This window comes from Streptomyces specialis, from assembly GCF_001493375.1.
In the GTDB taxonomy this organism is placed as follows: Bacteria; Actinomycetota; Actinomycetes; order Streptomycetales; family Streptomycetaceae; genus Streptomyces; species Streptomyces specialis.
The window spans coordinates 155,961-170,528 of sequence record NZ_LN929763.1; the positions used below are offsets into that span (position 1 = coordinate 155,961).

Annotated in this window: 14 protein-coding genes and 1 pseudogene; 2 read left to right on the forward strand and 13 right to left on the reverse strand. The window is 70.8% G+C overall.

Features of this window, described 5'->3' with window-relative positions; translation table 11 throughout:
- Positions 1-34 precede the first annotated feature (34 nt).
- The 13 genes and pseudogenes from BN2279_RS04400 to BN2279_RS04455 all read right to left on the reverse strand — a co-directional run bounded on the left by BN2279_RS04400 (position 35) and on the right by BN2279_RS04455 (position 12,404).
- Positions 35-583, reverse strand: a complete 549-nt coding sequence (locus BN2279_RS04400; protein WP_059006606.1) for a hypothetical protein — start codon at positions 581-583, stop codon at positions 35-37.
- On the reverse strand, positions 580-1,146 hold the full coding sequence (locus tag BN2279_RS04405) for a DUF4913 domain-containing protein (protein ID WP_059006608.1): 567 nt from the start codon (positions 1,144-1,146) through the stop codon (positions 580-582). Before BN2279_RS04405 ends, BN2279_RS04400 begins: the two co-directional genes overlap by 4 nt.
- Before the next feature lie 95 nt (positions 1,147-1,241).
- Positions 1,242-1,451: a hypothetical protein gene (locus BN2279_RS30225; RefSeq protein ID WP_234347450.1), complete on the reverse strand. Its 210-nt coding sequence runs from the start codon at positions 1,449-1,451 to the stop codon at positions 1,242-1,244.
- 426 nt (positions 1,452-1,877) lie between these two features.
- A pseudogene (locus tag BN2279_RS30230) lies at positions 1,878-2,444 on the reverse strand (DNA cytosine methyltransferase); the annotation flags it as partial.
- Complete coding sequence (locus tag BN2279_RS04415; RefSeq protein ID WP_059006757.1) at positions 2,425-3,291, reverse strand: adenine nucleotide alpha hydrolase family protein; 867 nt, start codon at positions 3,289-3,291, stop codon at positions 2,425-2,427. The gene BN2279_RS04415 and the pseudogene BN2279_RS30230, both read right to left, overlap by 20 nt.
- A 53-nt stretch (positions 3,292-3,344) precedes the next feature.
- Complete coding sequence (locus tag BN2279_RS04420; protein ID WP_059006612.1) at positions 3,345-5,132, reverse strand: type IV secretory system conjugative DNA transfer family protein; 1,788 nt, start codon at positions 5,130-5,132, stop codon at positions 3,345-3,347.
- A 150-nt stretch (positions 5,133-5,282) separates the two neighbouring features.
- A complete protein-coding gene (locus BN2279_RS04425; protein ID WP_059006613.1) occupies positions 5,283-6,779 on the reverse strand; it encodes an ATP-binding protein in 1,497 nt (498 codons plus the stop codon).
- Positions 6,780-6,793: 14 nt separating this feature from the next.
- Positions 6,794-7,234 (reverse strand): DUF6238 family protein, encoded by a 441-nt coding sequence (locus BN2279_RS04430; RefSeq protein ID WP_059006615.1) that lies wholly within the window; start codon positions 7,232-7,234, stop codon positions 6,794-6,796.
- Positions 7,235-7,246: 12 nt separating this feature from the next.
- Positions 7,247-8,716 (reverse strand): SCO6880 family protein, encoded by a 1,470-nt coding sequence (locus BN2279_RS04435; protein ID WP_059006617.1) that lies wholly within the window; start codon positions 8,714-8,716, stop codon positions 7,247-7,249.
- A gap of 118 nt (positions 8,717-8,834) precedes the next feature.
- Positions 8,835-10,202: an SCO6881 family protein gene (locus BN2279_RS04440; protein ID WP_059006618.1), complete on the reverse strand. Its 1,368-nt coding sequence runs from the start codon at positions 10,200-10,202 to the stop codon at positions 8,835-8,837.
- A gap of 33 nt (positions 10,203-10,235) precedes the next feature.
- Complete coding sequence (locus BN2279_RS04445; RefSeq protein ID WP_059006621.1) at positions 10,236-10,919, reverse strand: hypothetical protein; 684 nt, start codon at positions 10,917-10,919, stop codon at positions 10,236-10,238.
- Positions 10,919-11,227, reverse strand: a complete 309-nt coding sequence (locus BN2279_RS04450) for a DUF6112 family protein (RefSeq protein ID WP_059006622.1) — start codon at positions 11,225-11,227, stop codon at positions 10,919-10,921. Before BN2279_RS04450 ends, BN2279_RS04445 begins: the two co-directional genes overlap by 1 nt.
- A 70-nt stretch (positions 11,228-11,297) precedes the next feature.
- Positions 11,298-12,404, reverse strand: coding sequence for a C40 family peptidase (locus BN2279_RS04455; RefSeq protein WP_059006624.1), 1,107 nt, complete (start codon positions 12,402-12,404; stop codon positions 11,298-11,300).
- A 554-nt stretch (positions 12,405-12,958) separates the two neighbouring features.
- Between BN2279_RS04455 and BN2279_RS04460 the strand changes: the two genes are divergently transcribed.
- Complete coding sequence (locus BN2279_RS04460; protein ID WP_059006626.1) at positions 12,959-13,705, forward strand: DNA-methyltransferase; 747 nt, start codon at positions 12,959-12,961, stop codon at positions 13,703-13,705.
- Positions 13,706-13,875: 170 nt separating this feature from the next.
- Complete coding sequence (locus BN2279_RS27120) at positions 13,876-14,562, forward strand: dual OB domain-containing protein (RefSeq protein WP_079031829.1); 687 nt, start codon at positions 13,876-13,878, stop codon at positions 14,560-14,562.
- Positions 14,563-14,568: the final 6 nt, after the last annotated feature.

A 14,568-nucleotide genomic window follows, 5' to 3' on the forward strand; every position in this document is an offset into this window, starting at 1 on the left:
GCTCCAGAGGATGCGGTGCGAGGTGGGGAACCGGTTACCGGTGGTCGCGTTCGGCGCGAAGGCGCTGGAGTACGGCGCCGAGGCGCTCGTTGCTGATGGACATTCCGTGGGTCCGCAACGCTTGTCGGAGGGTCTCGCGATTGAGCCGTGGCAACTCGTCGGCGACGCGCCGGGCGAGACGCATCACGCTCTCGAAGTCGGCGGGGTGGTCGGCCGGTGCGGCGTCTTCCGGCCGGAAGGTTCGCTGGTCCATGAGGAGGCGGAGGTCCAGAAGGTCCCAGAGGAGTTCGGCCTCCAACCGCTCCTGTCGCTCCAGATTCACGACTTCCGTGGTGAACAGCAGGGGCGGTTCGGCGAGGTCGAGGTCGTGTCCGCCCGAACGCCACCGTTGCCAGGCCAGGTCCAGGCCGCGGCGGGCGTCGCGGGCCTGTTCCCCGGTCTGGGCGAGGGTCGCGTAGCGGCGCAGGATGATGGGGAGTACGGGGTCGTGTGTCGTGGGACTTTCGGCTTCGTCGTGCAATTCCTCCAGCGGGCGGCCGTAACGGTGCTCGATCAGGCGGCGGGTATACGTGACGGTGGTCATGGGTTCACCTCCGGCGCGGGCGGCGGAAGGGGGGGGGGGCGGTGGAGTCGGTGGTGGGGACGGCCGGGGCTGGTGGTGCAGGCGGCGAAGGGGCCGTCGGGGGCGCGGAGATGGACGAGGGCCTGGTCGAGGTGGTCGCGATGCCACACCGACGGGCCGGTGGGGCCGGCGTCGATGTCCGTGAGCTGCTGCCACGCGAGCCAGAGCGCGTGCAGGCGGGCCACGGCCTCCGGGTGTTCGTGCCACCGGTGGCACCAGGGACGAGTGGTGCTGATCTCCCGTCCGTAGACGGGGAGAAAGAGGTAGTTGACCCAGTCGGTGAGCGCCGCGAGTTCGGCGGCGTAGGCGTCACCGTCGAGGGCGAGGATGAAGGCCGAGGCGGGACCCTCGTCCCGCTTCCGGGCGGAGTCGCCCGCACGGGGCTCGGCGTCGCTGATGCGGTCGAGGAGAAGGCCGTGCTGCCGCACCTGGGCGACGGTCTTCGCCAGCGTGCTGGCGAGGTCCTCGAGGTCGTCGTCGGAGACGCGGAAGGGGGCGGGAGTGTTCTGGGGCGTGTCGGGCATGGCTGGGGGACGTCCATCCGTACGAGGCGTTGGCGCAGTCGATGGTCCGGACGTTCAGTGATTTGCAGCGGCCGGAGAATGCGGGTAGAGGGGCGCTACGCGGCGAGGCAGCAGCCGTGGCGCGGGAGGGGTGGTGCCAGCAACCGCACTGCTTCGGCGGCTTGTTGGAGGACGACGCCGTTGCCAAGGGCGGTCAGCATGGCGGCGCGGGTGATCCCCGGGGTTGTCGTCACCCAGCCGGCGTCCAGGCCCTGCATCCACTCGACGAATTCCGGGCGCAGCCGTCCGGCCGAGTCGGTGGGCATCGGCGCGGGGCGCGTGAGCGTCTCCCATCGGGCGATGGCTGCGGCGTAGGGTCCCCACCGGTTGATGGGGGCTCCCCGTCCGGGGTGGGCTCGTTCCACAGGGGCAGAGTTGGCGTGGGCGGCGAGGTCCGGCGCGTGACCGGACGCGCATCGCGCGGGAGCGCGGCCGCGGCTGAGGACAAGGTCGGGCCGCCCCGGCCGTACCGTCGGCCCGGACTGCCCCTGAGCCCCTCGGACGCGGTCGGGGTCGGCAACAGCCATTCGATCTCGTCCGCCAGCGTCGGGCCGTGGCCACCCTGCTTTCGCTTCGCCGGATCCTGCGAGCAGCCGTTTGTCCCGAGGCTGCTCGTCGGGGTCTTCAACAGCACGTTCGGCGGGCCAGGCGGTGACGAAGATGCGTTCCCTCCGGTGTGGGGCGCCGACGTCGCTGGCACGTAGCAGGAGCCATCGCGCGTCGTACCGGAGGTCGGCCAGGGATCCGAGTACGGCGCCAAGTGCCCGCAGAGGAGGCCGAATTGTGGTGTCTCCCAGACACCACGGGCAGCGTTCCAGTTCGCCAGGGGAACCGGCGGGAGAGGTGAGCAGTCCTCGGACATTCTCGATCACCAGGAGGCATGGGCGGAGAGTTTCTACCGCGCGGGCGATGTGAAACCACAGTCCGGAGCGGGTGTGCGGGTGGAGTCCGGCGCGGCGTCCGGCAACGGATACGTCCTGGCACGGGAAGCCGGCGGTCATTACGCAAACGGGGGAGACGGAGCCCCAGTCGACGGTGGTGATGTCTCCGAGGTTCGGTACCTCTGGCCAGTGCCTCGCCAGAATCCTGCTCGCGTCGGGGTCGGTCTCCGCGTGCCAGGCCAGTGAGCCGCCGAGGACGGCCCGGACTCCGAGGTCCAGACCGCCGTAACCGGAGCACAGCGACCCGATGAGCGGCCGTTGTGCCTCGGCGGCCGGGGTGCCGTCCGCCGCGTGGGGATCAGACGGCGAGGTCGACATCGTCTTGCCTGACGGTGTCCGAGCGGCAGGACCAGGGCGAGCAGCCGCCCGCCCCTTGGGGCTCCGACTCGTCCTCGGTGAGGCACTCCGCCAGCTCCCCTTGGCGGTCGGCCCACTCCCGAGCGGTGACGCGGTCGATCGGCGCCTCGTCCAACGGACGCCGACTTCGGTGCAGGTACGCCTGGCCGAGCAGCGGAGCGCCGTCCGCGGTGGCCCGGGCGTTGCCCGAACGGATCGCGGCGTCGCACGCGACGACGTCCCGCCCCTCCCCCGGAGCGCCGTCGCGCCGGGCCCGCCACTGGGCGTTGCTGTGGTAGGGGCAGCCCAGGCAGGCGCTCCTGGGCGTCGCCCCGAAACCGCGTGAGCGCAGCAGCCGCAGGCAGTCCGCCCGGGAGAGGCCGTCCTCGATCAGCGGGAAGCGGTTCTTCATGTAGGCGACGTCCGCGTCCTTCGCCCGGTGGAACTCGTCCACGCTGATGCCGATGCACTGCTCGACGAAGACCCCGCCGGGCACCCGTCGCGGGTGTGGGTGGCCGAGCAGCTCCCGGACTTTCTTCTTGATCGGCCGAATCTTGTACTCGCTGGTGCACTGCCGCCGTGCCATGCCCTCGCTGCCGGAGGGGTTGCGGATGAACAGCGGCATCGACGCGAACCGCTTGGCCGGATCGAGGGCGTCGGAACGGATGTTGCCCGCGGAGACCCGCAGGATCGGGATGCCGGCGGGCTTCGCGATCTCCCGCTCGATCCGGTCGAGGTGGTCGTAGACAGCGCGGGGTTCCCAGCCGGTGTCGGCGAAGATCGCCGCGTCGAGTCGTGGCAGTCGCCCTTCGGCCGCCATGAGCAGCAAGGTCGTCGACTGCACACCGGCACCGAGGGAGAGGACGCGCAGGGCCGGGGCGCTCACGCCGAGAATCCGGTGAGGTCACGGTCGGTCCCCTTGGCCCGGGCGCGTTCGGTGATCGCCCGGGTCGCGTGAGCCGAGGCCGGGCCGATCACCTTGGCGGAGCGGCCCTTGAACCAGGGCTTCAGGTCGAGCATCGCGACTCGGATACCGGTCGCCAGCAGGAGCGCCTTCCCCTTCGGCAGGGCCCGGATGGCGTCCGGGGGCAGGACGCGCTCGCTCCGCGTCGACACGGAGGTGGACTTGCCGCTCTCGCCGGTGGACACCGACGTCGTCCGGACCTCATGGTCGCCGATCAGCCGGGAGAGGCGGTCGGCGAAGTCGCTGTCGTCGATGCCCGAGCCGATGACCTTGATGGTCGCCGCGCTCCACAGCGCGTCCATCCCCGCTTCGCCCCAACACTTCTGGCCCTGCCGGTAGGACTGCAGAATCGTCATGGGAATGACGCCTCGGCTGCCCAAGTGCGAGTACAGGTCCGGCAGATCGGAGATCCGGCACACGTTCGCCGCCTCGTCGAGGACGCACAGGCACGGTGGGTCGAGCCGCCCGCCGGAGCGTTCGGCGACGATGACGGCCGCGCGCATCACCGCGTCGGCGGCAGCCGCGATGATGGCCGCCGCCGAGCCACCGCCGTCTTTGCTGAGCAGATACAAGGTGTCGCGGGAGGCGGCGAAGTCGGCCGGGCGGAACTCGGGCAAGGACGCGGAGGGCGTCACCCAGGCGGCAACCTCCAGGTCCAGCAGGCAACTCGCGTACTGCCGGGCGGTCTCGTAGATGCCGTCCCGGGTCTCGGTGGCGCCGCTGACTGTGCCCCGGAGCTGGGCGGCGACCGCGTGGTGTCCGGCGTCGGTGAGGAGGTCGATCGGCGTGCGGTCGGCCGGGGTGGCCAGCCACGCGAGCGCATCCGTGATGGGACGGCGGGAGGAGGCCGCCGCCAGGAAGAGCGCGGCGAGAGTGTTGGCGGCGGCCGTCGACCAGAAGTCGCTGCCGTGGGACTCGTCCACCGAGGCGGCGACGAAGTGCCCGGCCAGCCGCTTGGCGCCGGCCAGGTCCCGGGCGTCCGCGAGGATGTCCCACCACATCTCGCGGGGATGGTGGGCGATCTGCTGGGGATCGAGCGTCCAGACGGTGCCGACCCGCGCGCGGGCGTCGAGCGTGGCCGTGAAGGCGTCGTTGGCCGCCTTGTTGGACGTGAGCACCACGGCGCCGGGTGCGGCGAGGATGGCGGGAATCGCCAGGGCGGAGGTTTTGCCGCTCCGGGGTGCCATGATCGCGAGGATCACGTCCTCCCACGAGGCGCGGACTTCCGCGCGGCCGGGGGACAGAGTCCCGAGCAGGATGCCGCGGTCGGCGGGGGAGATCGTTCCGGCGTCGAGGTGTGAAAGGCCCGGCCGCAGACTCTTCGCGGTGGCGGTGATCTCGGGCGCCAGGAGCGGCGCGAGGTCGGCCCGGCGGGCGAGGCCGTTCCGGGAGCCGCCGCGCACGCGCAGCCACCGGGCCACTCCCGCGGCCGTGACGGCGAGGGCAAGGAGGCCGGGGGTCAGGCGCACGCCGATCAGCAGAGCGGCGGGGCTCAGCGCCGGCCATAGCGCGTCCGGACGGACGAGCGCGTCGCTGGGCGCGAACGGCGTCCAACCGCCTGCTCCGGCCATGGCGTTGGTGACGTTGCCGGACAGCCAGGCGAGCGAGCCGAAGGCGAGGGCGGCGGTGACGGTGCCGATGAGCAGGCCGAGCAGCGCGTCGATGGCGGGGGTGGGTGAGGGGGTGCCGGTGTGCGGTGAGGGCATGGCGGATCCAGAGAGTGGTGGCGGGTCGGCTGGGGCGGGGCGCGCTGCGCTCTTCTCGAATCCACGGGCTCAACTCCCTCGGAGCAGTGGTCGGTTCGCTGGGCGATCGGGTGTGCGGAATGCCTGTCGGCGGGAGCTACGGGGTACCGGTCAGGGGGACATCCGGGCGTCGGTGTCGAACAGTGCCTTCTCCTCCGGGTGGAGGAGGTGCTGAGTGACGAAGCTCCGGCCCGCCACCTTCCACAGGCCGCGCCCCTTGGTGAGAGCGGAGACGGCCCGGGTCTCGACCCCGCTCAGGCCGAGAAGCGAGGCGGCGGCGCCGAGTTGGTCGGGCTCCTGCCGGTAGATGATCCGGGTGCTGCAATCGGCGAGGAGACCTTCGGCGAGCACGCGTCCCCGGGAGCCGGCGTCGCCCGCCGACAGCAGGTCGGACAGCCGGTGGAACACCATGAGATTGGCGATGCCCAGACCGCGTGACAGTTTCCACTGGCTCTGCATGCGTTCGAGGAGCGCGATATGGCGCATGACGCGCCACGCCTCGTCGTAGATGACCCACCGCTTGCCGCTCGCGGGGTCGGCGAGGGCGGATTCCATCCAGGCGCTCGCGCACGTCATGGCCAGCACGAGGGCCGTGTCGTCACCGGTGCCGCCGAGCCGGGAGAGGTCGATCGACAGCATCGGCGCGGTCGGGTCGAACGCCACGGTGCTCGGTGCGTCGAACATTCCCGACAGGTCACCGTGGACGAGTCGCCGCAGGGCGTGAGCCAGGTCCTCCGCCGCTGATCCCATGCGGCCGGCGTGGTCGCCGAGGGCCTGGTCGAGGCGACGGGACGAGCCGAGGACGTCCGCCACCTCGCCGAGGAGCGGCACCGCGCCGTGGGCTTCCGCGTCGGCGACCACGAGATCGAGGGCGAGGTCCAGAGCGGTGTGCTCCACAGGCAGCAAATCGCGCTTGAGCACGGTGCGGGTGAGGCCCGCCAACAGCAGGAGGCGTCGTTTCCGGATCTCGGTCAGCCAGGCCCGTTCGGGTACGGAGGTGGGTCGGGCCGGGGCGTCCAGCGGGTTCATCCGTCCCGGGAGCCCCGGTCCGAGGGCGATGCTGTGGCCGCCCAGGGCCTGCGCGACGACGGTCCATTCCCCCTTGGGGTCGCAGGGCACGTACACCCGGTAGCCGTGAGCGATGGCCCTGGTGGCGAGGGATTTGGCCAGTGCCGACTTGCCCATGCCGATGATTCCGGCCAGCACGGCGTTGGGATTGGTGAAGCCGTCGACGCGTCCGCTGTTGTAGAGGGAGAAGGGGTCGTAGCAGAACGCCGCCTCGGCGTGCACGTCCCGGCCGATGAAGATCCCCTCGGCGCCCAGGCCCCCTTCCGCGAGGAACGGATAAGCACCGCTGACCGTGGCCGTGGTCATCCGGTGGGCGGGGAGTCGGAGTTTCCCGCCACGCGCCGATGCGGGGCCGGGGCGTCCGGACGGTGGATAAGTCGCCCGCAGCGCCGGGTCGGTTCCTTCCCGGTCCGCGCTTCGCGGTGTGGTCCGGGCAAGACGGGCCCGGCGACGGGCCTCGGCGCGTGCGGCGCGTTGCTCGGCGCGCGATGCCGTCCGCGGAACGAACAGCGGTGTGGCGCTGGCACGGGGGGTGGACATGGCAGTGCCTCCGGTCAGTGGCGGACGAGTCCGGTGAACGACGCCCGCAGGTCGGCAGGTGTCGTACGGCGTCGCATCAGGTGCGCGGCTCGCTGATGCCGCTGGCAGATCGTCAGCTCCGGCGGGCCTTCGGGGAGTCCGGACCGTGCCGATGCCTTGCTGGACGCGGGCCGGGGAGCCACGTGATACGCGGCGTGCGTGTGGTCGGCCGCCTGCCAGACGCGGGCACGGGCGGCACGCAGATGGTCGCCCTCGACCGGTGCGAGGCGTGCGGCGCGGGTGGCATGTGCGTCGAGCAGGCGGAGCAGGGACACCAGATGGGCGTGCACGGCGTCGAGTTCGGCTCGTGGGACGACCAGCGCGCCGCCCGGGATGGTGACTACCCGGTGGAAGTCGAGGGCCGCGGTCGCGAAGGGCATGAGGCCCAGCTCGGTCGGGCTGGGGGTGCTGGGCATCTGCGTGTTCCTTCAGGCCGGACGGGCGAGGGGCAGGGCGGCGGCGGTGAACGCCTCGGCCTGCTGCCAGGTGAGCAGCCGGAGGTCGAGCTGGGCGGCGACGGCCGCGGCTTCGACCGTCGCGCATGCGGAGCGCAGTTCCTCCTCGGAATCGGCGCTCACGGTCAGCAGGCCGGTCAGGGCGACGTCGGCGTGCCCCGCGATCAACTGGCGCTCGCGGCGCCTGATGTCCTGGTACTCGATCGAGTCGGCCTCGCTGTCGACCTGGCCCCGGCGGCCACGTTCGCTGGCGTCGGCGACCACCGAAGCCTTCCTGCGCTGGATGTCCCGCATCGCCGCCTCCAGGTTCTTCGGCTCGTAGGACAGCGAAAGCGTGCGGCGTACCCCGGAGGTGAAGAGGATCCGGTGCAGGAACCCCGGATTGGTGTCGGTCCTGGGCCAGTTCTCGACCCAGTACGTCGCGTGGACGGCGGAGTCGGTCGCGAGGTGGTCGGGCTTCTCGATCACCACGACGGGACCGGCGGCTGTGGGATCGGCTTCGGGGCGGCCCGAGGACGACCACAGCGCGAGCGCCGTGGAGGCCGCCGGGTCGTACGCGGTCCGTACGACGGCGGCGATCTCGGTCGCCGACAGCCAGCCGCTCAGGTTGAGTCCGGAGGCGCGGGCGGTCTGTTCGAAGGAGGCGGACACCTGGCCGAGGACACTGAACGCCCCGGTCAGGCCGCCGCCGGCCTGGTTGGTCAGTCGCCTGACGGCCCTGAGATCCAGCGAGATGGCGACGTACGCCTCGTGCGGAGCGGCAGCGGGGCCCGCGCTCCGGATCAGTTCCTTGTAGATCCGGCCCGCCAGTGGCGCCTCCGGTGCCCCGTGCTCCTCCCAGTACCGGCGGAGCGCGTCGCCGGAGTCCGGGACCGTGCGCTCGATGACCTGGACGCGGGCGACCTGTCCGGTACGGGCCAGGGCCGCGAGGGTGCGTCCCCAGCCGGAGACGTGGGCGGCCTGAGTGTCCGGGTCGAGCAGGGCGTAGGCGCGGCTGCTCACCCTGACCACCGCGGTGAGTGTGCCGGCGTGCGGGTCGTGGACGGCACCGTACCTGCCGTCCGGAGCGGTCACCGCGCGCAGGCTCGCCGCCGTGCCGGGCAGGTGCAGCAGGCCCTCGCGGACCGGCCGCCACGACGGGCACGCGAGCCAGAGGAGCTGACCGCGCAGACGGCGCAGCGCGTACCGGCCGGCGACGGGAGCCCAGTCGGCCAGGGAACGCCCCTGCCGCCGGACGAAGACGGCGAGCGCGAGGGCGGCCCACAACGGCAGGAGCTCGAAGGCGCCGAGCACACCGCGCGTCATGATCGCGGTGAGCAGCGACAGGCCGGTGAGAGCGGCGACCGTCAACTGCGCGGCGGTCAGCCCGAGCAGGACGCCCCGCCGCGAGCGGTGCGGGAACTTCACGGTGGCCGTGGTCTCGGCCGGGGGAATGTTGGACATCGTGGCATCCGGGGGCGTGGGTGCGGGCGGAGGGGAGTTGAGAGCGCGGTGCGCTCCCCGAGAAGTGGCTGGCCGCATCGGGGACGGCGGTCGCCACCTGGCGGCCGTCGGGAGTTGCTCAGTCGGTCGTGGACGCCGGGTCCGTCATCGACGGCCCGGAATCGGGCGCGGGCGGCGCGGCCGACGAGGAGTCGAAGGGCGCGGCCGTGCCGGCGCTGGCGATGGCGCCGTCCGGAGGCTCGGCGACGCTGGGGCTGCGCGTGCCGGGAGCGCCCGGTTCCGGGCTGCCCGGCTTCTCTTCGGCCGGGCGGGTGATCAGGGGTGGGATACCGGGGCGCTGGACAAGAGGGTTGCCCTTGTCGCCCGGGGCGTCGGGGTCTTCGCCGAAGCGGAAGGTCGTCTGTGGCCGCGACGGACCGGCGTCAATCCCTTCCTCGCTGACGCGGCCGGTGGGGTCGATGCCGGTGGCGACGCCGTCCGTGCCCATGCCGGGGAGCTGACCGGGGCCTTGCGGGGCAGGGGTACCCACGTGCGCCTGCACGGCCAGAGTGCCGGCGGTCTTCGCGGCTCCGGTGACGGCGGCGATCCCGGCCGTACCGCTGCGGTGCATCTCGTCGTGGCCTCCGCCGTCCGACGCCCAGCGGACGAACGTGTACGTGGCGTAGGGGCAGAGCAGAACCAGAATCATGATCACGATGCCGGCCATGGCATCCGAGAGCGCGCTGAGCGCGTCGGACGAGTCGGACTCGCCGATGGCGCTGACACCGATGAGGAACACCACGGTCATCAGGAGCTTGGAGAACACCAGGGTGGCGGTGACTTCGATCCAGCCTCGGCGCCACCGTTTCGCCGCTTCCCAGCCGCCACCGGCGCCGGCGAAGACGGCCAGGGCGACCATGATGAGGATGCCGACCTTGCGGGCCACCATGACGCCCCAGTACATCAGGGCGCCGATGGCACACCCGATCGCGACGACGGTGGGCACGGCCCAGCCGAGAGGGAACATGGCGCCCAGTCGCGACACCAGGATGAGACGCTCGATGGCGCTGGCCACGCTGGTGTCGGCGGCCTCGAACAGGCCGTTGGACAGGGCATCGACCATGGTCAGCGCCACGGTGGTGAAGGAGACGGCGCAGAAGCTGAACAAGACGCCCGTCATCGTGCCGAACGCCGCCCGGGCCAGTGCGCGTTCATCCCTGCGCCAGGCGGCGAGGACCAGTTGCAGGCAGAAGGTGCCTACGGTCAGGGCGAGGCCGATGGGCAGCAGAAGCTCGTAGTTGTCCCGGAACCAGCCCGCGTTCAGGTCGACGGCGGTCGTCTCGTCGACCGCGCGGGCGGCCAGGTCGGCTGCGCCGGCTGCCAGTTCGCCCATGGACTTGGCGATCCAGGCGCCGATCCCGTCGGTGACGGCCTGGCCGGTGCCGGCCACGACGCCTCCAACCGCGTCGCACACGCTGGACATCAGGGGCAGGTCGCAGGCTCCCACGGCGGTACCTCCTTCGGACGGGTGGCGTGGTGGTCAGGGCGCGACGTTGGGCAGAGCGCCGCTGAGCGCGCAGGACTTGTCCGGCCGGCATTGGACGGCCAGCGTCACGGAGCGGTCCTCGGCGCCGCCCTGGGGCGAGCCGTTCCAGCCGATCGACTGCTTGCCGGAGACGGTGACGGCGTAGACGTACGCCTCGGTGATCGCTTCGGGGTCCGCTTGCAGGGCCTGCGTGAACGAGGCGGGGAAGTGCGCCTCGTCCGCCGTCGCGGTGGCGAACTGGCCGTTGTCCGCCATCCGGCTCCACAGAACGGGGGAGGGGACGAGCGCGTCGACCGAGGCGGCGTCGGCGTATTCGTTCTCGGTTGTCATCCACGCGTGGAGGGCGGTCACCAGCTCCGAGCGTGAGTGGGCCCGGGTGTCGTACGACCACAGGGCCACGGCCGCCGCCTTGCCGAAGACCAGCGGGTCGCGGGTGGAGGGCGGCGCCGGCAGGGCGTTGTCGCTGTCGGACGTCGGTGACGGCGCGGACTCGGCGGGGGAGGAGGACGAGGCCGGACGGACCTGCGGATCGGCTCCGTCGCGGGACGTCCTGCTGTCTCGTGTGAGATGGGCGATCAGACCGGCGACGACAAGGAGCACGGTCAGGGCGGCGGCACCGATCAGCGTCCGGCGCCCCACACGGGCGGCGCTGCCGCTCCTGGGCGAACGGTAGGACATCAGTGGACCTGCTCCCCGAGCGCCGAGAAGAAGGCGACGATGCCGTTCGCGGCACCCAGCAGCAGGGCCGCCCCGGAGCAGATCAGCACGCCTTTCTTGCCGTTGGCCTCGGCATGGTGGCCTCCGCTGTGGTGGCCCCACGCCCACACGCCGGCGCTGACCGCCAGTGCCCCGACGACGGCGATGATGCTGAAGAGATTCACCGACCCCATCACCTGCTTGAGCACCCCGAGTCCGGGAAGCCCGCCCTCGTTGGGGGAGATGCCGGGGTCGTAGGCGAGACGAGTCGCTTTGTCGATGAGCCGCATGGCGAGTTCCGTTCGATCGAGGGGTGCGCGAGCGCACCGGATGCGGGAAGGGAGGATGAAGAACGTCTGATCAGGCGACGCGGCGGGCCGCGACGATCTGCCGTTGCCAGGAGGCGAGAGGGGCCACGCGGACGACGTCGCCGGTCTCCGGCGCGTGGACGACGAGGTCCTGGCCGATGAACATCCCCACGTGTTCGGGTGCTTCGGCGGTGCCGCGGGTGAACAGCAGGTCGCCGGGCCGGAGTGCCGTGGCCGATACCGGTTTGCCTTCCTTCACCTGGGTGTACGTCGTCCGTGAAAGGGTGACTCCGGCCGCCTTGTACGCCTGCTGTATCAACGAGGAGCAGTCGCACCGGCCCATCGGGTCCGGGCCCCGGGGGTCGGTGCAGCTCCCGCCCCACTGGTAGGGCGTGCCGAGCTGCCCGAGCGCCCACCGGATCGCGGTTCGCGCCTGCGGCGACGCGTCCGCCGGGATGCTGTAGTCGGCGGGCAGTGACCCGGCCGGAATGGTTCCGAAGCCGGCGTCGAGCGCCCCCGCCGCACAGCCGCCCACCCCGCCGAGGAAAGGGTCCTCGCTTCCCTCGGTTTCCGTCAGCCGGGGCTCGATCGCTGCCTGTAGAGCCTTGGCCAGCGGCTCCCACCGCGCGTAGGCATCGGGGACACCGGACCGTTGCACGGCCTGGGCCGCCTGGGCGACGGTCATCGACTCCCACCCCGGGACCTGTCGAAGGGCTTCGTAGAACTTCGCCGAGGCGTACTCCGGCCGCATGATCTGGTCGGCGGTGCCCCAGCCTTGAGAGGGCCGTTGCTGGAACAGGCCCAGGGAATCCCGGTCGCCATGATCGAGGTTGCGCAGATCGCTCTCCTGGAGAGCGGTCGCCAACGCCACGACCTGACCGCGGGCGGGGACGCGCATCGCGACACCCGTGGCCTGGATCGTCAGCGCGTGAGGCACCTGCTCGGCCGGGTCGTCGAGCCCCGGCACGGCGACCGAAGTCGCGTCCGCGCCCTCCAGGACCGCCGCCACCTGCGCGGCTACCGCCTCGGCGTCCACTGCTCCGGCGATCCCGCCGGCGCAGGCGGCTGACGCCCGCCCGGTCACCGCGATCAGGAGCAGCAACGCCAGCAGCAGCGCAGCGCTGATCAGGCCGGCGATGAGGCCGACGGTCTTCCTCACGGGAGTGCCCGTTCGCCGTGCCGCGTTGTCGGCCGGGCGGACGCCGGGGCAGCCCAGTGCCGTGTCGGGACAAGCCGCATGACAGTGACTCCTCGTCGTGTGTGGGAGGGCGCGGTGCCGACGGCTTACGGAGCCGTCGGCACCGCATCGGCGGGAACCTGGCGTCTCAGGCACGGTCGGCCGACGCCGTTCCCGGAGCGGGTGCGGCAGCCAGCCGCGCTCGTAATCTCAGAAGCTCCATGGGCCTCCTCGCCGGAACGATCCGGAACCGACGTGTCGCGCGCCATCGCTGAGGCCGGAGCGCGGCAGCATCCGTTTCGGTGCAGGTCAGCGAAGCGAGCCAAGGCCCTGCCTCGATGACACGGCGAGACGGTAGAGGTGGATTCCGGCCGCACCAAACGACCAACGAGCCGAGGCGGCGGACGAGGTGGCAACGCACTGGGTGCGGCCGGAAAAGATCGTTATGGTCCGGTTCATTCCCCTTGCGGGCGGCGTTTGCTCAACACTGCCCGGAACGGGCTCAACCTCTGGCGCCTGCGAAGGAAGCACCGCGCATGAGCTACACCCTGCATCGAGGCGACGCCCTCACCGTGCTGAACTCCCTGCCCGACGAGTCGGTCCACGCGGTCATCACCGACCCGCCGTACAACTCGGGCGGACGCACCAGCTCGGACCGCACCAGCCGCACCGCGCGTGCCAAGTACGTCACGACCGGCTCCGGGCACGACCTGCAGAACTTCCCGGGAGAGAACCGCGACCAGCGCTCCTACCGGAGCTGGCTCACCGCCCTGCTCACGGAGGCATACCGGGTGGCGACCGAGCACTCGGTCGCCATGGTCTTCTCCGACTGGCGGCAGGCACCGACCATCAGCGACGCTCTCCAGATGGCGGGATGGACCTGGAGCGGCACGCTTCCGTGGATCAAGCCTGCCAGCCGCCCGCGAAAGGGAGGGTTCAAGCAGAGCGCGGAGTTCATCACCTGGGGCGTGAAAGGCAGCCTCGACAAGGACCGCGACCTGTACCTGCCCGGGCACTTCATCGCCTCGCAGCCGCGGAAGGACCGCGTCCACATCACGCAGAAGCCCATCGAGGTCATGCGCCAGCTCGTCCGGATTTGCCCCGAGGGAGAAGCCGTGCTCGACCCGTTCACCGGCAGCGGCACCACCGGAGTCGCCGCCCTGCGCGAGGGCCGGCGCTTCATCGGCGTCGAGCTGTCACCGCACTACGCCGACATCGCCGAAGACAGGCTCCGCGCGGAGCTGACGCGGGACGACTTCGTGCTGGCAGGGCCCGAGAAGTGAGCAAATCCAGCCGCCCTTCTCAACTTGGTGCGATCGCGGCATTGCGATGGGGGCGACGGGCCGCGCAGTGGGCAGCGTGGGAAACGAACGGCTGAGCATTGCATAATATGTGAAGGTCGAACCTTGGGCTAGCCTGGTCAGCCTGATGTATTGATTGCGGAGGGAGGAACGTGACAGCGATCAAAGAGCTCGTGTGTCTTGCCAATTCTCGTAAGCACGGTGAGCGGTGCATCGCGGGAATCGAAGTCGGTTCGCGGGATTGGATTCGTCCTGTCACCATTCATGCGGGTCACGCGATTTCCGCGAGTGAGCGGCGGTATCTGAGTGGCGAGGAACCGCAGGTGCTCGACGTCATTTCCATGCGGCTCATCGATTACCAGCCCGTCGGCTTTCAACGGGAAAATTGGCTTCTTGACTCCAGCGTCCGCTGGGAGAAGACGGGGCAGATCGGATGGGGCGGGCTCTCCCGCCTGGAACAGCGCCCTGTACGCTTATGGTTGAATGGCTACAGCACGAACGCTGGGTGTAATGACTTCCTGCCAGCCGACCGACAGAGTACCGTGAACGACTCCCTCAAGCTCATCCGGGTCAACGGCGCTACAATACGGGTGGATACTCCTTCCCCTCGCTCCGAGGATGCGAGGCTCGTTGTGCGAGCTGAATTCAAGTATGCTGGTTCAGGCTATGTGCTGAGAGTTACTGATCCGGTATGCGAAGAGAAATTCCGGAAGCAGGGTGTAGGGCGCCATCGATTGGGTGATTCATTTCTGACGATAAGCCTCAGTGAGGAATTCATGGGCCGTATCTTCAAGTTAGTGGCGGCTGTCATTGAGTATGGACAAATCGGGAGGGGTTGACAGGGG

What these genes read in the sequence shown, in the direction of transcription:
- BN2279_RS04425 (WP_059006613.1), bottom strand. Translation starts at nt 6,779, where the DNA reads ATGTCCACCCCCCGTGCCAGCGCCACACCGCTGTTCGTTCCGCGGACG.
- BN2279_RS04405 (WP_059006608.1), bottom strand. Translation starts at nt 1,146, where the DNA reads ATGCCCGACACGCCCCAGAACACTCCCGCCCCCTTCCGCGTCTCCGAC.
- BN2279_RS30225 (WP_234347450.1), bottom strand. Translation starts at nt 1,451, where the DNA reads ATGCCCACCGACTCGGCCGGACGGCTGCGCCCGGAATTCGTCGAGTGG.
- BN2279_RS04435 (WP_059006617.1), bottom strand. Translation starts at nt 8,716, where the DNA reads ATGTCCAACATTCCCCCGGCCGAGACCACGGCCACCGTGAAGTTCCCG.
- BN2279_RS04445 (WP_059006621.1), bottom strand. Translation starts at nt 10,919, where the DNA reads ATGTCCTACCGTTCGCCCAGGAGCGGCAGCGCCGCCCGTGTGGGGCGC.
- BN2279_RS04420 (WP_059006612.1), bottom strand. Translation starts at nt 5,132, where the DNA reads ATGCCCTCACCGCACACCGGCACCCCCTCACCCACCCCCGCCATCGAC.
- BN2279_RS04430 (WP_059006615.1), bottom strand. Translation starts at nt 7,234, where the DNA reads ATGCCCAGCACCCCCAGCCCGACCGAGCTGGGCCTCATGCCCTTCGCG.
- BN2279_RS04400 (WP_059006606.1), bottom strand. Translation starts at nt 583, where the DNA reads ATGACCACCGTCACGTATACCCGCCGCCTGATCGAGCACCGTTACGGC.
- BN2279_RS04450 (WP_059006622.1), bottom strand. Translation starts at nt 11,227, where the DNA reads ATGCGGCTCATCGACAAAGCGACTCGTCTCGCCTACGACCCCGGCATC.
- BN2279_RS04460 (WP_059006626.1), top strand. Translation starts at nt 12,959, where the DNA reads ATGAGCTACACCCTGCATCGAGGCGACGCCCTCACCGTGCTGAACTCC.